The 22,110-nt window shown below is 64.4% G+C and carries 16 protein-coding genes; 7 read left to right on the forward strand and 9 right to left on the reverse strand.

Annotated elements, in window-relative coordinates; translation table 11 throughout:
- Positions 1-10 precede the first annotated feature (10 nt).
- Together QK291_RS17030 and glyA are read right to left on the reverse strand one after the other, a co-directional pair.
- Positions 11-1,231: a sarcosine oxidase subunit beta family protein gene (locus tag QK291_RS17030; protein ID WP_282383917.1), complete on the reverse strand. Its 1,221-nt coding sequence runs from the start codon at positions 1,229-1,231 to the stop codon at positions 11-13.
- Entirely contained in the window at positions 1,231-2,538 is a 1,308-nt protein-coding gene (glyA, locus tag QK291_RS17035; protein ID WP_282383918.1) for a serine hydroxymethyltransferase, read from the reverse strand. Before glyA ends, QK291_RS17030 begins: the two co-directional genes overlap by 1 nt.
- Positions 2,539-2,766: 228 nt before the next feature.
- On the opposite strand from glyA, the gene QK291_RS17040 reads away from it, so the two are divergent.
- The 3 genes from QK291_RS17040 to QK291_RS17050 all read left to right on the forward strand — a co-directional run bounded on the left by QK291_RS17040 (position 2,767) and on the right by QK291_RS17050 (position 6,362).
- Positions 2,767-4,146, forward strand: coding sequence for an MFS transporter (locus QK291_RS17040; RefSeq protein ID WP_282383919.1), 1,380 nt, complete (start codon positions 2,767-2,769; stop codon positions 4,144-4,146).
- 56 nt (positions 4,147-4,202) lie between these two features.
- Positions 4,203-5,459 (forward strand): aminopeptidase P family protein, encoded by a 1,257-nt coding sequence (locus QK291_RS17045; protein ID WP_282383920.1) that lies wholly within the window; start codon positions 4,203-4,205, stop codon positions 5,457-5,459.
- Between the two features lie 81 nt (positions 5,460-5,540).
- On the forward strand, positions 5,541-6,362 hold the full coding sequence (locus tag QK291_RS17050; protein WP_282383921.1) for an IclR family transcriptional regulator: 822 nt from the start codon (positions 5,541-5,543) through the stop codon (positions 6,360-6,362).
- A 38-nt stretch (positions 6,363-6,400) separates the two neighbouring features.
- Here the strand turns inward: QK291_RS17050 and QK291_RS17055 are convergent, their stop codons facing one another.
- On the reverse strand, positions 6,401-7,954 hold the full coding sequence (locus tag QK291_RS17055; RefSeq protein ID WP_282383923.1) for a PucR family transcriptional regulator ligand-binding domain-containing protein: 1,554 nt from the start codon (positions 7,952-7,954) through the stop codon (positions 6,401-6,403).
- 105 nt (positions 7,955-8,059) lie between these two features.
- Between QK291_RS17055 and QK291_RS17060 the strand changes: the two genes are divergently transcribed.
- From QK291_RS17060 to QK291_RS17070, 3 genes are all read left to right on the forward strand, one after another.
- Complete coding sequence (locus QK291_RS17060) at positions 8,060-9,598, forward strand: cytosine permease (RefSeq protein ID WP_282383925.1); 1,539 nt, start codon at positions 8,060-8,062, stop codon at positions 9,596-9,598.
- Positions 9,599-9,737: 139 nt separating this feature from the next.
- Entirely contained in the window at positions 9,738-10,541 is an 804-nt protein-coding gene (locus tag QK291_RS17065; RefSeq protein WP_282383927.1) for a creatininase, read from the forward strand.
- 1,029 nt (positions 10,542-11,570) lie between these two features.
- A complete protein-coding gene (locus tag QK291_RS17070; RefSeq protein ID WP_282383929.1) occupies positions 11,571-12,026 on the forward strand; it encodes a nucleoside deaminase in 456 nt (151 codons plus the stop codon).
- A gap of 237 nt (positions 12,027-12,263) precedes the next feature.
- Here the strand turns inward: QK291_RS17070 and QK291_RS17075 are convergent, their stop codons facing one another.
- The 4 genes from QK291_RS17075 to mobC all read right to left on the reverse strand — a co-directional run bounded on the left by QK291_RS17075 (position 12,264) and on the right by mobC (position 15,817).
- Positions 12,264-12,446, reverse strand: a complete 183-nt coding sequence (locus QK291_RS17075) for a hypothetical protein (protein WP_282383930.1) — start codon at positions 12,444-12,446, stop codon at positions 12,264-12,266.
- Positions 12,447-12,543: 97 nt separating this feature from the next.
- Positions 12,544-13,776: a hypothetical protein gene (locus QK291_RS17080; RefSeq protein ID WP_282383931.1), complete on the reverse strand. Its 1,233-nt coding sequence runs from the start codon at positions 13,774-13,776 to the stop codon at positions 12,544-12,546.
- A 29-nt stretch (positions 13,777-13,805) separates the two neighbouring features.
- Entirely contained in the window at positions 13,806-15,422 is a 1,617-nt protein-coding gene (locus QK291_RS17085) for a relaxase/mobilization nuclease domain-containing protein (protein ID WP_282383932.1), read from the reverse strand.
- Between the two features lie 2 nt (positions 15,423-15,424).
- Positions 15,425-15,817: a plasmid mobilization relaxosome protein MobC gene (gene mobC, locus QK291_RS17090; protein ID WP_282383934.1), complete on the reverse strand. Its 393-nt coding sequence runs from the start codon at positions 15,815-15,817 to the stop codon at positions 15,425-15,427.
- Positions 15,818-16,038: 221 nt separating this feature from the next.
- Here mobC and QK291_RS17095 point away from each other — a divergent pair, with 221 nt between their 5' ends.
- Positions 16,039-16,338, forward strand: a complete 300-nt coding sequence (locus QK291_RS17095) for a hypothetical protein (RefSeq protein ID WP_282383936.1) — start codon at positions 16,039-16,041, stop codon at positions 16,336-16,338.
- 338 nt (positions 16,339-16,676) lie between these two features.
- Here QK291_RS17095 and QK291_RS17100 read toward each other — a convergent pair whose 3' ends face one another.
- Positions 16,677-16,967 (reverse strand): helix-turn-helix domain-containing protein, encoded by a 291-nt coding sequence (locus QK291_RS17100; RefSeq protein ID WP_282383938.1) that lies wholly within the window; start codon positions 16,965-16,967, stop codon positions 16,677-16,679.
- A 48-nt stretch (positions 16,968-17,015) separates the two neighbouring features.
- Positions 17,016-21,920, reverse strand: a complete 4,905-nt coding sequence (locus tag QK291_RS17105) for a helicase (protein WP_282383939.1) — start codon at positions 21,918-21,920, stop codon at positions 17,016-17,018.
- Positions 21,921-22,110: the final 190 nt, after the last annotated feature.

Raw genomic sequence — 22,110 nt, forward strand, 5'->3', positions numbered from 1 at the left:
GTACCTCTTTCTAGTGGGCCACGGCGGCGGCGCCGTGTTCATCGATCAGGGCGCCGGTTTCGAAGCGCTCCAGGGCAAAGGCTTTGTTGAGGGTGTGCGGGGTACCGGTGGCGATGGTGTGCGCGAACGTCAGCCCGGCCGCCGGGGTGCCCTTGAAGCCGCCGGTACCCCAGCCGCAGTTGACGAACATGTTCTCCACCGGGGTGGTGCCGACGATCGGGGAGGCGTCCAGGGTGGTGTCCACGATCCCGCCCCAGGTCCGGAGCACATGGGCCCGGGCGAAAATCGGGAAGAGTTCGACGGCGGCTGCCATCTGGTGCTCGATCACGTGGAAGGATCCGCGCTGGCCGTAGCCGTTGTAGGAGTCGACGCCGGCGCCCATCACGAGTTCGCCCTTGTGTGCCTGGGAGACGTAGACGTGGACGTGGTTGGACATGACCACGGTCGGGTGGACGGGCTCGTGGAGTTCGGACACCAGTGCCTGAAGCGGGTGGGACTGGATGGGCAGCCGGAAGCCGGCCATTTCCGCGAGGACGGAGCTGTGTCCGGCCGCGCAGAGACCGACCTTTTCGGTGTGGATGGTGCCGCGGTTGGTTTTGACACCCACCACGCGGTTGCCATCCTTCAGGAAGCCTGTGACTTCGCAGTTCTGGATGATGTCCACGCCTAGTTCATCGCATTTGCGGGCGAACGCCCAGGCCACGTGGTCGTGCTTGGCGATGCCGGCGCGGGGCTGGTACGTGGCGCCCATGACCGGGTAGCGGATGTTGTCGTTGATGTTCAGGATGGGGCAGAGTTCCTTGACCTGCTGCGGGTCCAGCCACTCGGCGTCCACGCCGTTGAGCTGGTTCGCCCCGACCCGGCGCATGCTCTCGCGCACATCGCCCAGGGTGTGGGCGAGGTTCATCACGCCGCGCTGGCTGAACAGGAAGTCGTACTCGAGTTCCTCCGGCAGGATCTCCCAGAGCTTGAGGGCGTGCTCGTAGATCGCCGCGCTCTCGTCCCAGAGGTAGTTGGAGCGGATGATCGTGGTGTTCCGGGCCATGTTGCCGCCGGCGAGCCAGCCCTTTTCCAGGACGGCGATGTTGGTCATCCCGTGGTTCTTGGCCAGGTAGTAGGCGGTGGCGAGACCGTGCCCGCCGCCGCCCACAATCACCGCGTCGTAGGAGGACTTGGGCTCCGGGTTGCGCCAGAGGAATTCCGGGTGCTCCGGAAGCTGTTCAGTGCTCATTATGCAACTCCGTTCGGGGCGGTTCCGGCAGTTCCGGAAAGATTCGGGTAAAGCGGAAATTTCTCGGCAAGGACCGCGACCCGGTCGCGGAGCAGCACAGCCGACTCGTCGCTGAGCTCGCCCTTAATGGCCTCGGCGATGATGTCGGCAACCTCGGTGAATTCGGCCGGGCCGAAGCCGCGCGTGGCCAAGGCCGGGGTGCCGATCCGCAGCCCGGAGGAGACCATCGGCGGGCGAGGGTCGAACGGGACGGCGTTGCGGTTCACGGTGATGCCGATGCGGTGCAGGCGGTCCTCGCCCTGCTGCCCGTCCAGCGCCGAGTTGCGCAGGTCCACCAGGACCAGGTGCACGTCGGTGCCGCCGCCCACGACGGAGATCCCATATTCGGCGACGTCCGGTGCGAGCAGGCGCTCGGCCAGGATCTTGGCCCCTTCCAGGGTGCGCTGCTGCCGGTCCTTGAACTCATCGCTTGCGGCGATCTTGAACGACACCGCCTTGGCGGCGATGACGTGTTCCAGCGGCCCGCCCTGCTGGCCGGGAAAAACGGCGGAGTTAATCTTGCGCGCCAGAGACTCACGGCTTAGGATCACGCCGCCGCGCGGGCCGCCGAGGGTCTTGTGCGTGGTGGTGGTGACGACGTCGGCAAAGGGCACCGGATTCGGGTGCAGTCCGGCGGCGACCAGGCCGGCGAAGTGGGCCATGTCCACCATCAGGTACGCCCCGACGGCGTCGGAGATCCGGCGGAACTCCGCAAAATCGAGCTGGCGCGTGTACGCGGACCAGCCGGCCACGATCATTTTGGGGCGGTGCTCGAGGGCCAGGGCCTCGACTTCGGCCATGTCCACGGTCATGTCCGATTCGCGCACATGGTAGGGGACGACGTTGTAGAGCTTGCCGGAGAAGTTGATGCGCATCCCGTGGGTCAGGTGCCCGCCGTGCGCCAGCGAGAGCCCCATGATCGTGTCGCCCGGTTCCAGCAGCGCAAACATGGCGGCCGCGTTGGCCTGCGCACCCGAATGGGGCTGAACGTTCGCAGCCTCCGCGCCGAACAGGGCCTTGATCCGGTCGATCGCGAGCTGTTCGATCACGTCAACGTGCTCGCAGCCGCCATAGTAGCGCTTGCCCGGGTAACCCTCGGCGTACTTGTTCGTCAGGACCGAGCCCTGCGCCTCCATGACCGAGGCAGGGGCGAAATTCTCGGACGCGATCATCTCGAGCGTGGACTGCTGGCGGTCCAGCTCGCGGTCAATGGCCCGGGCAACGTCGGCGTCGACGCTGGCCAGGGGTTCATTCAGGGTGCCCGTCATGACGGCCTCTTTCGGTTCAAGGAAACAGATAGACAAATGCAACAGTGTTGCGTTGAATGCAACCTTAGATCGTAGGAGGTGTTGCGTCAATCACTTTTCTTCCGTAGGTTCCTGTAAGCAGATTTCTGTCGCTGCGTACAAAATACCCTTGACTGTGCTTTAGCTCACGCATACTCTGATGCAACAGCGTTGCGTTCAATGCAACCCCAAATTTTCATTGGTGGACATATGAGTAACGAACAAAATCCAACGGCAGGGGCAACCGCGCACAGCACCTACGCTGATTCCCGCACCGTGGTGTCCGGCATATCCGGCCCGGGCGGAAGCCCTGAAGTCAGCAGAGACACTCGACGGCGAGTGGTTGCTGCCAGCTTCATCGGCAACTTTGTCGAGTGGTTCGACTACGCCGTGTACGGCTACCTGGCCGTCACAATCGCGGCAGTCTTTTTCCCAGAGTCCGACCCGAAGACCGGACTTCTGCTGACGTTCGCCCTGTTCGCGATCTCGTTCCTGGTTCGGCCTCTCGGAGGCTTCGTGTGGGGCCACATCGGCGACCGGGTCGGGCGGCGGACGGCTCTGTCACTTTCCATCTTGATCATGTCCGGAGCGACCTTCTGCATAGCCCTGATACCCGGCTACGACACGATCGGCATCTGGGCTCCGATCTTGCTCCTGATCATCCGCGTCGCCCAGGGCTTCTCCGCCTCCGGGGAATATGCCGGCGCGTCCGCGTTCCTGGTGGAGTACGCTCCGGCCAACAAGCGCGGCCTGTACGCGGCAGTCGTGCCCGCCAGTACCGCCGCAGGCCTGCTGCTCGGCTCCCTGCTCGCGGGTCTCCTGACCACCCTGCTCAGCGCCGACGCAATGCAAAGCTGGGGATGGCGTCTGCCGTTCCTGCTCGCTGCCCCGATGGGCCTGATCGGACGCTACATCCGCACCAAGCTCGAAGACACCCCAGTATTCCGCGAGCTCGCAGCAGAGGACCAGACCATCAAGGCCCCCGTCTTCGGCCTCTTCCGCAACCATTGGCGGCTGCTGCTGAAGGCTGTCGGAGCAGTGCTGCTCAACGCCGTCGGATTCTACGTGATCCTCAGCTACATGCCGACCTACCTGTCCTCCGAGCTTGGCCTCGGGGCAACCGAATCCTTCCTCGCAACCACCATCGCGCTGCTGACGTACATCGGGTTCATTTTCCTGACCGGAATGCTCTCGGACCGCTACGGCCGCAAGAAGGTGCTCATCGCCGCATCCATCAGCTTCATCCTGCTGACCGTTCCGGCCTTCGCCCTGCTGGGAACCGGAAGCTTCCTGGTCATCGTCCTCGTCCAGATCCTGCTGGGCGCCATGCTCACCCTCAATGACGGCACGCTCCCCAGCTTCCTGGCAGAAATGTTCCCCACACGTGTTCGCTACAGCGGGTTCGCGGTCAGCTTCAACCTCTCGAACGCGCTCTTCGGCGGAACCGCACCCTTCATGGCCACGCTCCTGATCGCCGCCACAGGCAACGACCTGGCTCCAGCCTTCTACCTGGTCGCGGCCGCAGTCATCTCCCTGATCGCCGTCGCACTCTCCCGTGAAACCAGCAAAGAACCACTGACCCACGAATAAACCAATCCACTCCAACTTCCCACACGAAAAGAACAGCACCGAAGAAAGGCACCACCATGACCAGCACCACCTCTGCGAACGCCTCGTCGATTTCCGAACTGGAGCGACTGAAAGTCCTGCACAACGGACAGAAGGAAAAGCTGACCTTTTCCAACGCCGAGTTCGAGCGCCGGCTGTCCGGCCTGCGCCGCATCATGGACGAGAAGAACCTGGACGCCGTCGTCCTGACCAGCTACCACTCCATCAAGTACTACTCCGACTTCCTGTTCACCTATTTCGGCCGCTCCTACGCCATGGTGGTCACCAAGGACGACACCGTGACCGTCACGGCCAACATCGACGCCGGCATGCCCTGGCGCCGCAGCTATGGTGACAACGTGGTCTACACGGACTGGCGCCGCGACAACTACATCTTCGCCATCCAGGAGGCGCTCCGCACCCGCGGCATCAACCCGCGCCGGATCGGCGTCGAAGATGATTCACTCCCGCTGGACAACCGCAACAAAATCCAGGCAGCCTTCGACTCCGCCACCCTCGTGGACGTCGCCCAGGCCGCCATGCGCCAGCGGATGATCAAATCAGCCGAGGAAATCGAGGTCATCAAGCACGGAGCCCGCATCGGCGACCTGGGCGGCGAGGCCATCCGCAACGCCATCACCGCCGGGATCACCGAATACGAGGTCGCCCTGATCGGCACCGAAGCCATGGTCCACGAAATCGCCCGGACCTTCCCGGACTCGGAAATCCGGGACACCTGGGTCTGGTTCCAGTCCGGCATCAACACCGACGGCGCCCACAACTGGGCCACCACCCGCAAGATCCAGGAACACGACATCCTGTCGCTGAACTGCTTCCCCATGACCTCCGGCTACTACACCGCCCTGGAGCGCACCCTTTTCTACGGCGAACCCGACGCCCGCTCCCTGGAGCTCTGGAACATCAACGTCGAAGTCCACCAGCGCGGCCTCGAACTGATCAAGCCCGGCGCGGTCTGCAAGGACATCGCCGCCGAGCTGAACGAGATCTACGTGGGCCACGGCCTGTTGGCCAACCGGACGTTCGGCTACGGACACTCCTTCGGCGTGCTCAGCCACTACTACGGCCGTGAAGCCGGTCTGGAGCTCCGCGAGGACATCGACACCGTGCTGGAACCGGGCATGGTGGTCTCCATGGAACCGATGATCACCGTCCTGGACGGGCAGCCCGGCGCCGGCGGCTACCGTGAGCACGACATCCTGGTGGTCGGCGAGGACGGGGCGGAGAACATCACGAAGTTCCCGTTCGGTCCGGAATACAACATCGTGGGCGCCTAACCACCCCTGATCCACGAAGAAGCGGCGCCACGTCCCACGTGGCGCCGCTTTCGTCCCTCGTACGGAATGATGGGAACCACCATGAGTCCAGAAGAATCCCCTGACACCAACGGAAACGGCGACACCAAGGGCACCTCCGTCATCGTCAACGCCATCGCCGTACTGCGGTCTTTCACCGCCGATGAACCGCTGCTCGGTGTCACTGAGATTGCCAATCGGGTAGGCCTGCACAAGAGCACGGTTTCCCGGATCCTGGCCACCTTCGAACAGGAACATCTGGTGGAACGGGACCCGGAAACCCGCCGTTTCCGATTGGGCCTGGGGCTGATCGCCGTCGCCGGCCCGCTGCTGGCGGAACTGGAGGAACGGCGCGTGGCCTACCCGGTCCTGCGCGAACTCACCGAACAAACCGGCGAAACCAGCGCCCTGATGGTCTGGAACGGCACGGAATCGATGTGCGTGGAACAGATCGCCAGCCATCACCAGATCAAACACACCACCCCGCTGGGAGCCCGGTACCAGGACGCCATGAGCGCCTCCGTCCAGGTGTTCCTCTCCGCCGAACCGACCGAGCGTGTCCGCGCCCTGCTCCGCAGCGGAACCATCACCTACCCGGGGCTGGATGATGCCAGCCTGGACGGCTACCAGATCAAACTCGGCGATGTGGCCCGCCGGGGCTGGGCCATTAACTACGGTGAATCTTCCATCGACGAAGTGGGCGTGGCCGCGCCGGTTTATGACCACCGCGGCGACATCGTGGCCGCGGTCCTCATTCCGGCCCCGCGGTTCCGCGTTTCCCGCGAACGTTTGCAAAGCCTGGGCGAGTCCTGCGCCGCCGCTGCGCACCACGTCACCACCCGGCTGGGCGGAAACCCGGAACTCGCCAACCGAACCCAGGGCTGAGGGCAGCCCGGGCTGCGGCGAGGCTCAATGGTTACTCCTCAGACGAGCGGTGCGAGCCGGGTGGCTAAATGCAAGGCCGCCAGCCGTCCCGTTTCCCGGGGATCCCCGCCGCAGAGCTCGAAGATCCGCCGCAGCCTCTGGTGCATCGACTGACGTTCCAGATGCAACTCCCTCGCCGCCTGGGCGGTGTTGCAGCCGCAATCCAGCCACGTCTCCAGAGTCTCGCGCAGCCGCGAATTGCGGCGTGCATCATGGTCCAGGAGCGACCCCAGCTGCTGGCGCACAAAATTCCGTCGTTGATAGGGGTCCAGCGATTGAACGGCGAGCCGCTCCACGGCGAACGCCTCCGCGTCAACGACGGGATGGTGCGCACCGCCAGTTTCGGAACGGGACTGTTCCCGGGAAGCGGCCAATTCCAGGGTGAGTTTGGCCTCGGACAGCGACCAGGGAGCATCCGAAACTCCGGCCACCCAGGGGCCGACAGCCGCGAGCGTTCTGGCCAGGGCCGGGAGCTCCAACAGACCGGCTATAAGCTTTTGCCGGCTCTCGTCCGGATTGCCGCCGCCAAGGTTCGCCACCGCGAGCAGCTCGGCGTTGTCGACGTAAGTGGCGTGGGCGTGCGCCGCCCGGGCCAGCAACTGCTCTACCGACGTCCGCAACTGCTGAGAGGTATCTGACCGGACCACCATGGCTACCAGCGGAACGGACGCCGGGATGCCGGCTGCCGAGGCCAACTGCTGCAGCCGCCACGGCTGGCTGCCGGAATCAACCGCGCGGATCAGGGCAGCTCCCGCAACCTCACGGAGGCCGGGCGACATCCGTTGCAGCATTGCCAGGGCCAGGATATCCACCGAGCGTTTTCCGGCAGTGCGGGCAAGGTTTTCGTCCCCGTGCGCCGGGACCCGGAGCACCAGATGCGCCGCAGGGATGCCGCGCACCGGCACGTCAATGTGGATCAGACGGGCGTGAACCTGGCCGGCGGGAACTGAGCCGGCAATTTCATCGTCTGACTCTTCGCCGGCGACGCCCGGCGACGCGCTGGCGAGCGTTGCGCCCGCGAGGGACACTAACGTCACTTCGGAATTGATGATGCCGGCGAGCACCGCCAGAATCCGGTCCAGGTTGCCGCCGTGCGCCAGTTCGACGGCCATCGCGTGGCTCGCCTCGTCCGCCCGCCGCAACTGGGCCACCGACTCGCTGACCAGTTTTGAGTTGATGGCCTGCATCACACCAACAAACGGCACCACTTTGCGGAGTTCGATCAGGGGGAGACCGGCTGCCTCGGCGGCCGACACCATCGCGGACGGGAGCGAGGGGAGCGTGACGCCGGTTTCGATCGCCAGCGCGGCCACGCCCCGCTCTGCCAGCTGGCGGACGTACATGATCTGCCGTTCCTCGGAGACGTGAGCCAACGCCTCGCCTCCCGTCAGCAGCAGCTCCCCGCCGTCAAGAAGGGGGGCAATGTCCAAAATTTCGCTGGAGTGGATCCAGCGGAGCTGGGTGCCGGCCGCGGTGCCGGCCGCGGCCCGGATGACGGGGTCAGCGACGCGCAGCGTCGGGTGGTTCAGGACATCCTGAAGACGTATTGGCATGACGCTCCGTCGCATAGAACAAGCATTATCTAGACACATTCTATGTAGGTTATGTGGTGCGCGCCACATAACCTTAAAGGACCTAAAACTCTCACGGAGGCTCCAATGCGTGAACAATCCCCAGCGGTGCCCACCGGTCCAGTGGTCAACGAGGACCACATAGACCACGAGGCCTGGCTCCAGCCCATTCCCGAATCCCAGCGGACCCGGAAGGTCTCCGGTCAGTTCTGGATCTGGGCGGGCGCCAACCTCGCCCCGATCAACTGGGTGCTCGGCGCCCTCGGCATCCACCTCGGCCTCGGATTCGCCGACACCGTCACCGTTCTGGTTCTGGGGAACTTGATCGGCATGCTGCTCTTCGGCTGCTTTGTCCTGCTGGGCCAGAAAACCGGGGCCACCGGCATGGTCCTGGCCCGGGCCGCCTTCGGCCGCCGCGGAAACTACCTTCCGGCAGCCATCCAGGCCCTCCTGGTCATCGGCTGGTGCGCTGTCAATACATGGATCATCCTGGACCTGGTGATGGCACTGTTCGGCACCCTCGGCTGGGTTGATCCGGATGCAAAGAACTACGCCTGGAAGATCGGCGTCGCCACCACCATCATGGCCGCGCAGGTCGCCATTGCCTGGTTCGGCTACAAGGCCATCGCGGCGTTCGAAAAGTGGACAGTCCCTCCCACCATCATCATCCTCACCGTGATGTCCGCCGTTGCCTGGTTCGGGATGAAGATCAACTGGACCTACGCCGGCCCCGCCGGCAACATCCTCGAAGGCTCCGAACGCATCGCCGCAATGAGCGCAGTCATGACGGCCATCGGCATCGGCTGGGGCATAACCTGGTTCACCTACGCCGCCGACTACTCCCGCTTCGTCAGCACCGAAGTACCCAAGCGCAAGCTTTACCTGGCCTCTGTGCTGGGGCAGTTCATCCCGGTCGTCTGGCTCGGCATCCTGGGCGCCAGCCTGGCCACCAACAGCGGTGAGATCGACCCCGGCAAACTCATCGTCCAGAACTTCGGCGTCATGGCTCTCCCGGTCCTGCTGATGGTCCTGCATGGCCCCATCGCCACCAACATCCTGAACATCTACACCTTCTCCGTCGCGACGCAGGCCCTCGACATCACCATCAGCCGCCGCAAACTCAACCTCTTCGTCGGCGTCTTCTCACTCGCCGCCGTCGTCTTCTTCATCTTCCAGGAGGACTTCGCCTCCGTCCTGGATGCCTGGCTCATCGGACTCGTGGCCTGGGTTGCCGCCTGGGGCGGGGTCATGCTGGTCCACTACTTCTGGCTTGACAAGCGCTGGCCCGGCGACCCCACCCGGCTGTTCGACGCCGTCGGCACCAAGCGCCTCCCGGCCGTGAACCCCGCAGGCATCGCCTCCCTGCTCCTCGGAATCTTCGCCACCTGGCTGTTCATGTACGGACTAGTACCGGCCATGCAGGGACCCATCGCCGTCGCCCTCGGCGGCTGGGACCTCTCCTGGCTCGCCGGCGGCCTGACCAGCGCCGCAACCTACGCCATCCTCGGACCGCGCTACCACCGCCGCTACCTGCACTTCCGCAGCGACCCCCAATCCGCCCCCGAGGCATCCGCCACGGGGACGGCCAACCTTCCCGCCGTGTCCGCTCGCCCCGCCGGTCTCTGACCAAGAGCTCACCCCGGTGGTGCCGAAAACACCACCGGATTCCCCTTCGGCCCGGCCCACAACATCATCAGCGCCTGACATCCGGTGAGGGCGTCATCCGCCACGTTGCACACGGCACTTAGCGAGGAGCACCACCAGCATGGACAAGTCAGTATTTCTGGAAGACCTGGATGCTTTCGCTTACCGCGAAGCCTTGGCATCCGGAGAGGCAATCGTCCTCATTCCCGTCGGGTCCCTGGAACAGCACGGCCCCCACCTTCCGCTCGGGACGGACACCATCCTTTCATCCCACTTCGCGGAGGGTGTCGCCCGGCGGCTGGGTGCACTCGTTGCCCAGCCGATCGCCTACGGATACAAGTCGCAGCAGAAGTCCGGTGGCGGCAACCACCTCCCTGGCACCGTCAGTCTGGATGGCGCCACCCTGATCGGCGTGGCCCGCAACCTGGTCAAGTCCTTCCTCAACCAAGGCGTCCGGCACGTGGTCTTCATCAACGGCCACTTCGAGAACTACCAGTTCCTGTACGAGGGAATCGACCTGGCCCTTGAGGATCTGGGCATCAAGCCGGGGGCAGAGCAGAGCGGCCTGCTGCTCTCCTACTGGGACTTCGTTAGCGAGCAAACGCTGAAGGAGGTTTATCCCGGCGGCTTCCCGGGCTGGGACATCGAGCACGGCGGGGTCCTGGAAACCTCGCTCATGCTCCACCTCGAACCGGCTCGGGTAGCCATGGACCGCCTGGTCGACGGTCCCGCTGCGGTCCTCCCGCGCTTCGACAGGCTCCCGGTGGTTCCGGAACGGACACCCGCCACCGGCTGCCTCTCCTCCGCTGCTGGCTCCAGCGCAGCCAAGGGCGGCCTGCTGTACGGACAGGTTGTCCGGGATCTGGCCGTCGATCTGGGAAGTGAACTGCTCCATGAACCCGCGCCTGCGGTTGTTCCGGCCTAGGGACCCAAAGGGCACGCGATTCACCCAATGAGACGAAGGCGCCGCGGGGAGACTTTCCCGCGGCGCCTTCGTGTCAGGCTACTTCGCGCACCGACTAAGTGAGGGTACAGACCAAAAGGCCAGGATGGAGACAGGCAGGTCGAGTATCTGCTGGCCGCCGCATTCCGGCGTGATGACATGTACACCGACAGAGAGTCGGCGGGGGCGCGGCACAGCCGGCCCGGTTTCGACCAGGCACCGCTGGATGCCCTGCACCCGCGCCGCCGCATTGCTGTTCCCGAATTCCCCGACACTGGCGCAGGGTGTACCCCGACCATGCTGCGCCCAGAGGAAAAAACTGTCCACAGGCGAACCGGAGCAGAGATCTAGGTCCCATTCGGGCAATCGGCTGTGGGTGGTCAGCTACTTCCACGCGGTGGATCTTTTGAAATCCATTGGTCACACAAAACGACCCGTCCCAGATATAGAGTCGCAGCTAACATCCGCTTAGGTGCTGAAGGCAGAAAGCCAATGACTACGATCCAGGCAACGTTTATGGTTACAGGCCTGGTGCTTGTCCCTGCGTCAGCCTTCCTGCTGACGCTTGAACAACGAAAGGGCATAAGAAGTGACCTGCCCGGTCGCCGGGGGAGACTTGCACTTGCAGGAGTCGTAGGTGCGCTTGGTGTGGCCTTGGTGCTCATCGCGGCACTGGTTCCTATGTGAGCCATATGGGCGAATGGCCAACCGGTACCTCTTTTGAGGGTTTCGGAACCCCGTGTTCGCCCTCGTCCGTGCCGAGTTTGCCCTAGCAAGTGAATTCTTCAGGCTCCTATCTCGCCGCCAAGTAAACAATCGCTGCTCCAGGCGTTCACATTGGCGGTTCGCGTTCCCGATACGGGCCGGCCGACGGTGTTGGTTTTTGCTTGTAACATGCGCTGGGACATCTGAATCGGAGCCATTTAGGAAGCCCTTGTTCAACATAGCCTCGATGTCAAGCCGTCAGAGGCCGCCAAAAATTCTTCGACGCGCGCGACTTAGACTGCACTCATGTCCGAAACTGAACGAACCGTCACAGACCCGGTCTTCGAAGCTGCCTACGAGGCCGCCCAAAAGAGTCTCCGAGAGGGCGGCATCCCGATCGGCGCTGCCTTGGCCCGCGGCGGGGAAGTGATTGCCAGCGGCCACAACGAGCGCGTCCAGCATGGTGATCCAATAGCCCACGGCGAGATGTCTGCGCTGCGGGCCGCCGGACGCCAGAAAAGCTACCGTGACACGACCCTGTATACCACCCTGGCACCGTGTGCGATGTGTACCGGGACCATCATCCAGTTCAAGATTCCGCGCGTAGTGGTGGGCGAGGCCATGACTTTCCCCGGCGAATTCGATCTTCTGCGCTCACGTGGCGTCGAAGTGGTGGTGTTGAATGATGTCCGATGCGTCGAGATGATGCGCACCTTCCAGGGCGAACACCCTGAAATATGGGCCGAGGACATCGCCGAATAGCCCACGCACAAAGTGGGCACCGGTGAAATGGGTCAGATACGGCCAGTGCCAGGCCATGGTCGCTGACGCCGGGCCCGGGCCTTCTCCTGTGCGTAGTGCGGGCGGTATTGTCCCGCAGGGTTCCGCTTCCGGCGCAGTTCCCGGCTGACACCATCGACGTGCCGTGCCCAGCCCGGCGGCTATCGAGCGCAGGCTCTCTCCGGCGCGGAGCCAGTCGGCAATGGTGATCCGCTCCTCCTAGGACAAGTACAGGGGAGAGATGACCGCCGACTGCGCCCGCACCACGGTCACGGCCGCATAGCTGCAAACCCGTCCGGTCAGCGGATCCCGGGCCGTGCGGCCGTTGCGCCAGTACGAGCCGGCCTTCCGCCCCACTGCGACGACCCGGAAGGCTTCAGAATTATTGAATCCTTGCTTCATGAGCCGAATATAGTGCGCCTGCTCGGCCGTCTTCCCCGCGGGGCCCGGCTTCAACTGCCGATTCTTCTCTACCACCGTTGCAACGACAGGGACGGGGTTAGCGGGTGGGGCCGCTCTTGGTCCTGTCTGCGCCCACTGCTGCCCCTGTGCGGGTCTTCTTGGCCTTGGCTGCGCCCTTACCCATGGTGACAGCTGCGCGGGGGTGTGTGCCTTCGCTGCGCTCGGCAGCGGCGCGTCCCCGGACTTGGGTTTCGGTCGCTCCTGTTCCGGCAAGGGATGCGGCGAAAGCTTCTTGGCGTTCCGCTGACCCGTAGTCGGTTGCCGACGTGGTCGCCGTTTTCAGGCCCTGGTCTTGGAGCCGGTTGCTGTCGTTACCGGTGACGCAGTTTTCGACCTCGCGGCCGACGCTTTCCATCCGAGCGAAGAGTTCTTTCTCGGCTAGTTCGTACCGCTGGTCCAGGTACTCCCACTGTTCGCTCTTGACACCGGCCGCGGCCAGAAGCCTGGCCTCGTGCATGCTCTTGGCTGCTTGCACGAACTCCGGATCCTCGAAGTGCGCGTCGCCGGCGCCGTTGACGTTCGAGGTGGTCTCTTTACGCAGCTGGTCGATGTCGGGACCGTTGATGCCGTCCTTGCCGATGAGGAACAGGCGTTCCTGCACGGTGGCGTCCGCGGCCGCCACTGCTGCAGGGGTCTTCGCAGTGTGGGCGGTCTGCAGCGCTTGGGCCAGCTCGGGGTTGGCAAGGTATTCGACTGGCACCTGGTGGCGTTCCATTTCCGGGGCCAGTGTCGCGGCCTGGGCGCGGAGTTCTTCGGCGCGGGCGGCGGCGAACAATCCCATGGCTTTCTCGTGTTCCGCCGCCGCCGTGCGTGTCTCTTCCTGGCTGCGTTCCAATGCGTCCTGCCGGGCCTTGTCCGTGGCGGCATTCTGGATATCTGATTCCAGATATCCGGCATCCTTGCCGGCATCGCGGGTGTCGATGCCGTAGCGGGTGAGGACTTCCTGACGGATCTTTTCCGAGGCCGCGAGGGCGGTCGGGTCGTAGTCTTTCCAGCCTTCAGCGACGGCGTGTGCCGTGGCGATGTCGTGGGGCTGGGCCTTGTCCCACCATTGGTCCTTCTCTACCGGTGCCAGCGCCGCGTGTGCCGCGCTGCGGTCTGCCGCGAGGCGGGCCTGCGCTTCGTGCGCTGCCTGGGCATCCTGGTGTTCCTGCTGCCGTTGGGATTCCTGCCGGCGACGGGCCAGCGTCTCGGCAATGCGGGACGCGATCATCAGGGACTGCCGCATTCCGCCGTCCAGAAATTCGTCCATTCCGTCTGATTCACTCATCGTGCTCCCCTTGCAGTTGGTGGTGGTCGTTATCGGTCCAGTACGGGGCCGGAATCACGGCCCGCGTGCTGGCGGGTCCTGGCCGGCGTTGGTGTGCTCGGTACCGCCGACCCTGGACGGATGGGCGCCATGCCGCGCAGTCCAAGTTCTACGGAGTTCGTTGCCGCTGCCTGTTCCGGGGCACCGACGGAGACCGGGCGGGGCATGGTGGCCGCGAACGGCTTCAGCTGCTCTGTGACGACGGCCCGGAGCCGCTGCGCTTCACGGGTTCGTCCGGACTGTTGGTGCATTTCGTGGATGGCGAAGGCAGTGTTCACCAGCTGCAGCATGAGCGCCGATTGCGCGGCCGTCTTGTTTTTGCTGGACGCGGCCATGAACAACATGGCAGTGCCGGCAATGGACGGCAGAGCGACAGGCTTGCTGTGCTGCCGTCGTGCCCGGAGCTGGGCGGTGCGGGACAGTTCGGCGGCGGTGGCCGCCAGCGGACCCGGCGTCGGTTCGAGCCGGTGGGACCATGCCGCGAACGCGCCGGATACTTCCCTTGCTGCTTTCGCCCAGGTGGCGTGATCGTCGCGGGGCAATGTGCGCAGCTGCTCAACCAGTGCGGTCGCGTTCCGCGTGTATTCCACCCACATTTCCGCCGGGGGTGTTCCGTTCTCGGGGCCGGTCCTGGACACGGTGCGCCTGTTGCGGGCGGCTGCGTTCCACTCCGCTGCGGCCTCGGTTGCCAGGTGCGGTGAATCCATCCACTCTTCACGCAAAGCACCGAGCTTCAGGTCGGAGGCGAGGGTGCCGCCGCCGAACCAGATAGGACGTTCACCCTGCTTCGGGCGTTCGGCCACGGAGTACCCGACGATGACGTCGGTGGTGTTCTTCGCATAGCGCGGACGAACCAGCATTCCGGTGTCGCGCGCGCGCCGGACGAACTCACCTTCGGTCGCCGAGGAGCTGGCGCTGGCGCGGACTTTCCGGGCCAAAGACGAGCGGTGCATTTCCCGCTCGTCCCGGACAGCGGTGGCTTTCTCGGCCCGGTCGTAACCTCGGGTGGCGTGCACGGTGGAGAGCTGTTCCAGCCCGTACTTAACTTCCAGCTCACGGCACGATTCCTGCGCCCTCTTGTAGTCGCCGTGCGTAGATGCCTTGGTGCCGTCTTCGCGGACCAGGGAGACGGCCAGGTGGATGTGGTGGTTGCCGCTCTCACTCGTGCCGTGGTTGACCGCGACCCACCGGCAGCGGGCCTTTCCGCTGGTTTCGGTGAAGCCCATGGAGTCCACGAAGTCATTGGCGATATCGCCCCATTGCTGATCCGTCAGGGCGCCCTCTTCGGCGCGCAGGCTCAGCGAGCAGTGCCACACGCTGGCGTCCTTGTATCCGACATGGACGCGCTCTTTCTTGGCCGCGTCCCACTGCATGTCCTTGATCTGAACCGATACGCCATAAGCCTTGCGTGGACGGTCCAGATGCTTGGCGATTGCCAGGGCATCGTCACGGTCCAGGACACCGTCGTCGTACCACGCCATGATCGCCGCGTCACCGGCTACCAGGTGCGGATCGGAGTGTGCGTTCTTGGTCTTGTTGGCATCCGTGGAAGCCAGGTAAACCATGAGCCCGCCCATGCGCGAACCGCGGGTGATGTTCGGGATCATCTCTACATCAGCCCGTCTATGGCTTCGTCGATGCGCATGGCAACGGAGCGGATGTGCTTCAACGCTTCGTGCGCCTCGGCGGGGAACTCGCTCGTGGCGTTGGCCTGGCGTGCGAGCTGGTTGATGTTGTTGGAGGAACGCGCCAGCAAATTGTGCAGCGACATCAGTTCCGCGATAGCGGCCCGTCGTTCAGTTGTCGTCTCCTGCGCCTCGGACAATGCCGAGGTAATCAGCAGGTTGGGGACGGTCACCTTCTCGCGTTCGGCCCTTGCAACAAGCGCGGCTTCCTCTTCCACAGTGACCCACAGGTCACGGCGCTTCTTGGTGCCGGCGGGAGTGTTTTCCCGGCGTCGGCGCGACAGATTGAAACGGTGAGTGAATCCCTCATCCGACATTCAATCCATCCCTTCAAGGCCCAGCGCAGCGACCCCGGAACCGGGGACCACACTGACCAGTGTGCCGCACTCGACCGCCAGTGTCGAGCGCGGCATGCCACTTACACCCGTGTAAGTGTATAGCTTGCTCCGTACGGTTGGCTTTGCAGGTTTTTCGCGTCCAGCGGGGGACGTCAGAAAACCTCCCTCCCGACGTCAGCGGTGGCAGGTAGGGTTTGGGTATGGATATCAACGACATCGCCGCCAAAGCCGCCGCCAAGATCGACGCCGCCCGGGACACCAAAGTCAACGCCGTCAAGCAGGCAGCTGCCAGCAGCGTCGAAGTCCAGGAAGCTGCCCAGCTGCTCGCCGTAGCCGAACAGAAGTACGCCAAGGACTACCAGACCGCGTTGCGCGCAGACTGGACCGAATCCGACCTGCGCGGCTTCGGCCTGGACGCACCGGCCAAGAAGGCCGGCGGGCGTCCACGGGGCCGGAAGACCACGGTTGAGTCAGCTGCCGTTGCTGGCGGCTCCGAGTAATAACCCCTCGCCCACATGGGCACGGCAAAAGCCCAATCGCTCCGCTGCTTTTCCCGCACACACGTGGACGACGGGACCCAGCTGACCGGCTGCACACAACCGCCAGGTCACCTTGGATTTGAAGCTCACCACCGGGGGCCGGCGATCATGCACAGCCTGGACGTGGGTGTGGTCGCCAGCGGCTTCGTTTCCCATGGTCCTAGGCGCGCTGCTCCGGCGTCAGTGTGGGATGTGGCTGGCTCTTTTTCGGCCGTGGACACAAGGAGATTCCGGTACGCGGATACGGTGAAGGCCGGCACCTTCATGAGGTGCCGGCCTTCGTTCGTTCTGCAGCGCGTTTAGTCTTCCGTGGGGTCGTCGTCTTCCCTGATCTGTCCCGCTGCAATGCGTTCAGCGGTCTTCACGAATGCCGCGTCGATATACGCCGCGAGGTCACTTTCCCGGACCCGCCACACACCGCGTCCACCAAATTGCCCGGCGGGAAGAGCACCGCTGCGAACGAGCGCATAGACCAGTGGACTTTTGACGTTCAATATCTCCTGAACCTGCTCAAGAGTCAGCATCCTGGGGAACACGGGTCCCGTCGTCGGCGCAGCATTCTCGTTCACTTGCTCTGTCCTTTGCGTCATTCTCAATCCACCTCATTCCGGCTCTTCTGAATCGTCCATGGTTCTGCTTTAGCGTCCGAATCCCCCGTCTCGGGAGTGACGTGGTGCGGGTCCGGATGATGCCTGCTGCTGCGGGTGAGTGGGCGTTGGATGGGTGCTTCTGGGAGCTGACGGGAAGCTTGCGGCCTGCAGTCTCCGCAGTCGTGCAACGGCCGGATCCACCTCCGCCGCGGAGGGGGAAGCTTCGGCTTCCGGCGCCGGCTTGGGAGGTTCGATGGATGCCTTTAGTTTTTCGTTCAATTCCGCGCACTTCGCACGGGCGGTCATGAGTTTGTCTTCGTACTTGAACGGTTTCCCGGCCTGGCTCTCGACGTCGGCAAGCACCGCCTGTTTTTCGGCGATGGTCTGGCGCAGCTGGGCTTCGTAGCCGGGAAGCCCGGATACTTTATTCTCCAGCCGGGTGATGATGCCGGCGCTTCCTTCGATCAGCTCCGTGCGGGTAAAGACAAGCGGTGGCGCGGGCACGTCTTTGAGGGTGACGGCGAGGTCCTGGTAAGAGCCGAGCCGGGAATCGTCGGCCGCGTTGCGGACCTGCAGCTCGTGGCCGCCGAGCGTGGCCATCGTGCCGTAACCCTGTTTTTGGCGGTGGTAGTTTCCGTATTCCGGTGTGTGGGTACGGACCCATTCAGAGATGGCCGCGACGGCCTCCGGACGTTTGGTGTAGCCCTTGCCGTCGATGGTCGCGCTGAAGGCCTCCCCCGCGGTCGGGGTGATGCGCGGGAGCGCCGCCTGCAGCGCGGGCAGCTTGCTTTCGGCTGTGGTGATGCTGGATTCGGCCGCGCCCCTGGTCCAGGAGAGAGTGCTCTGTCCTTTCTCGTGGGCGCGTTTGAGTCGTTCGAGTTTGGTCCGGGCCGCGTCGGCCTCGATCTTGTCCATCACCAGCGGGTTGCCGCTGGTCGCTGCCTTGATCTGCGCGGCGTTGAGGGCCAGGTCTCCAACGTCCTCGATCTCACGGATATCGAGGCGTCCGCGCAGGACTTGCTGGATCATGGTGGCCTTGCGCTGGATCCCGTCCCAGGCGGCGCTGTCGTAACTGCCGACGGTGGCGTACTGGAAGTTGTGGACCTCCGCGTTGGCGTTGCGTTGACGGACGATGCGCCCGTCGCGCTGGGTCAAGTCAGCCGGCCGCCAGGGACAGGTGACGTGGTGGATCGCTTTGGCGCGAAGCTGGACGTTGGCGCCGGTTCCCATCATGGCGGTGGAGCCGATCAGCACGGCCACTTCCCCGTTACGGCATTGGGCGAAGAGCTGGGCTTTCTGCTCGGGCTTGGGTGCGTCCTGGATGAACCGGACCTGCTCCGCCTGGATCCCTCCGGCAACGAGCTGGTCCTTGATCTGCTGGTACGCCGTCCAGACCGGTTTACCGTCCGGCCCGGTGTTCCTCGAGGGTGTGCTGAGGTCACAGAAGATGATCTGCAGCGCACCCTTGTTCGCCGAAGGGATCCCGGATTCGAAACTGGTTTCGTACTCGTTCTCCCGGTTCTCTTCCCAGACTTTCAGGGTCTTGGCGACAACATGGTCCAGCTTCGTCCCGGATTCGGGTTCGATGCCGACCATGCGCAGGTCCAGCGCGGCCTTGCGGCCGTCGTTGTAGACGGACAGGGCGTTGTCCGCACCCTTCTCAGCCCAGCCGGAGAGGGAATCCAGCCGGTCCGCGAGGCCCTTCATGTAGTCGGCCAGTTCGGGCGGCTGCGGGATCAGCACCAGTTCCGGCTGCCGTTCCCCGTCGCCGGGCCGGGGGGCGAGGTCCGGCTTTTTGAGGTAGGTCAGGTCTTCGGAGAGCTTCACGTCAGCGAAGACGTGGAAGGACCGCAGCATCTCGGGGACGTTCTTGAATTTGGCGAAGCGCGGCTTGTTCTTCAGCCGGCCCCCGGCGTCCATCTCGATGGCGGTGACGGTCTCCCCGAACGTCGCTCCCCAGACGTCGAAGTTCTCCACGCCCGAAGCCTGGAGCAGGTCCGGGCGCAGGTAGCGCTGCATGACGTGGGCTTCGGTGATGGAGTTGGCAATCGGTGTGCCGGTCGCCATCGTCACGACGCGTTCCCCGTGGGTGCTGCGCAGGTACTCGAGCTTCAGGTGCATGTCGGTCGCCCGGATGGACCCGGCAATTTCTGCGCCCTTGATATTGGTGACCGTGCGCAGGTTCTTATAGTCGTGGGCTTCGTCCACGAACAGGTAGTCCACCCCGGTGTCCTCAAATGTCAGTCCAAGGTCCGGTGCGGTGTCCATGAGCTTCTTCATGCGCTCTTCTTCGGCCTGGAGCTTCGTCTCAAGCTTCTTCACCGTGGTCCGGTCTTCGCCTTCGGCCTGGGCGTTGACGATGGTCTGCCGGACGTCGGCGATGATCGACTCCTGGTAGGCCTCAACGGTTTCGGCTTTCACGCCGATGCTCTTGAAAGCCTGCTGGGTCATGATGATGCCGTCCCAGTCGTTCGCCGCGGCGCGGGCGACGAACTGCCGGCGCGCGGCCAGGTCCCCGCTCCTGGTCTTGATGTCATCAGACCCTGCCGAGAGCAGGCGGGCCTGCGGGTACATTTCCAGCCACTCGCGGGTGAACTGCTCCAGCATGTGGTTCGGGACGACAACCATGGGCTTGGAGGCCATGCCCAGGCGTTTGAGTTCCATCGCTCCAATCACTATTTCGCCGGTCTTGCCGGCCCCGACTTCGTGGAAGAGTCCCACGGCCGGTTCGGAGATGATGCGCGCCACGGCGGTGCGCTGGTGCGGGTGCGGAGTGTAGCCCTTAGCCAGCCCCGGCAGGGTCAGGCGGCCGCCTTCCTTGGTGTAGTCGCGCAGGGCCAGGGAGTTGAAGCGGCGGTTGTATTCGTCAATGAGCCGGCTGGCACGCTCGGGGTCTTCCCAGACCCACTCGGCGAAGCGTTCCTGCAGGGCTTCGGCCTTTTCCTGGGCCGCTTCGGTTTCTTCGAGGTTGGCAACGGCTTTACCGTCCTCGTTCTTGTCCTCGACCTGGATACTCTTTTGTTCCAGGATGCTTTGCAGCAGGTCCGGGGCGGGCCGGCGGCCCGTCCCCCACTCGTTCGTGGAACGGACCGTCCCCCGGTTGGCTTTGACCCGCCAGATGCCGCTGCCAACGCTGCTCACGCTGGCATAAGGATCGGCCAGGATGTCCTGGACGAAGCGCTGGTGTTCCTCGGGGGAAATCCAGACCGCACCGATGCGCGCCTCGACATCTTCCATACCGACCCGGGGCGGCTGGACTTCCTCCAGCGCGGTAACGTTCACGCTCAGGCGTTCGTCCCCGGCCGCCGCAGCGCGGGCGGCGTCGAGCTTGGTCCGGACGTTCCCGGACAGGTATTCCGGGGCGGTGACGAGCTTGCCGGATTCCGGGTCATCGAACACGAGCGTGCCCAGCTGCTCGCGGGCTTCCTCTTCCGTGACGCCCAGCAGGTCCGCGATCTGTTCCAGCTCCGGGGCGCCGTAGGTGTCCAGGGCGATGGCCAGGGCTTCGTCAACGGTGTCCGCGCCCATCAGCGGTTTGCGGGCCACCACCTGCCGGTGCTGAAGCAAAGCCGCCGGTGTCGCGGTATTCGTCTCCTCGTTGAACCTCTCCAGGGCCGGCGGCAGAGTACCGAAGGGGTCCGTCTGGCGCAGGATCCGCACGGCGGGTGCTACACGGCGGGTGATGATGTCCTCGCCCGTTTCCTTGTCCGTGCGGACAGATTCCGTGAAACGGTTCAGCGGCCCATATTTAGCGGCATATGACGTGTACTGCTCAGCCAGGGCGGTTCGTTGAGCCGACATCGCCGGGGTGTCTTCGCTGTCGGAAGCTTCCATTTCCAACAGGGCGCGTGCACCGTCGCGCAGCCCCAGCAGGTCACGAAGTTCGACTGCATGCGCTTTGGGTACCGGGAACGATATCTGTTCCCCTGCACGGGCAACGGTGAAGGTTCCGTCTTGTTGGGCGGTGAGGGTGCCGTCCCATTCCTGTCCGGTGGACGGCAGCAGTGCCGCCGGGGTTTTGCCCGGGGCCGGTTCGGCCGGGGCGTGGTTCAGGCCGCGGTCCAGTGCTTCCTGCACCACGGCGTCGAGCCGCCGGGCGAGCAGCTGCGGGAGGGCGGCGAGATCGTCGGCTTTGACGCTGACGGTGTCCTCGCCGTACATGCCGTTCCCGACGGTGATCTGCCCCAGGACATTCTGCGGGTTCAGGTCAAAGTAGCTGTTGATCTTCACATTGCGGCCGTCAATGATGACGGGGCCGACCTTTTCCCAGTCCGTGTTGGCGGGCTCCCGGCCCGGCTCGCGCTTGCGCAGCAGCAGCAGGTCAGTGAGTGCTTCGGTGCCGGCGGCGCGGCGGTGGGCTCCGGTGGGCAGGCGCACGGCTCCCACCAGATCCGCCATGGCACTCATCTCCCGCCTCGAAGTGGGGTTGGTTGCGTCCAGGGTGAAGCTGGAGGTCAGCACGGCGACGTAGCCACCGGGTTTCACCGCGGCCAGGCTCTTGAGGATGAAGTGGTTGTGCATGGAATGCCGGGATTCGGCATTGTGGGTCTTGTCGTAGAGCGCGTTCTTGCTGAACGGGACGTTGCCGACGGCAAGGTCAAAGGAGTTGGTCTTGATCGGGGTGTCCGCAAAGGACTCGCCGCGGATCGTCGCGTCGGGGTACAGGCCCCGGGAAATTGAGGCGGTCAGCGGATCAAGCTCCACGCCGGTCATCCGGGCGCCTTCCGGGGCGAAACCAATAAACGTTCCCGCACCCGATCCGGGTTCCAGAACCTCTCCCCCGGTGAAGCCGAGCCGGTCAACGGCTGACCAGATTTCCTTCACCAGGGCAGCGTCGGTGTAATAGGCGTTCGTCGTGGTCCGCGACGCTGCAGCGAACTCGCGCTCGCTCAGGACGTCCTGCAGCTGGGCGCGCTCGGCCGCCCATTCGGCCTTGTCGAACAGCTGGGGCACCGCCCCCCAGCTGGACCACCGCGCCAGGGAACGCTGCTCTGCCTCGGTGGCCGGCCTCTGCTGGTCCTCCAGCTCCCGGACGATGCGGATAGCTTCAACGTTTGCTGCGAAGCGGGCTTTCTGACCCGATGGCGCAAGGTCAGCCTGGGATGCTGGGCGGAACCGTCCAACCGCGGCAACCGCTGCCGGC

Origin of the sequence: Arthrobacter sp. AL12 (assembly GCF_029960645.1) — a bacterium.
Taxonomy (GTDB): Bacteria; Actinomycetota; Actinomycetes; order Actinomycetales; family Micrococcaceae; genus Arthrobacter.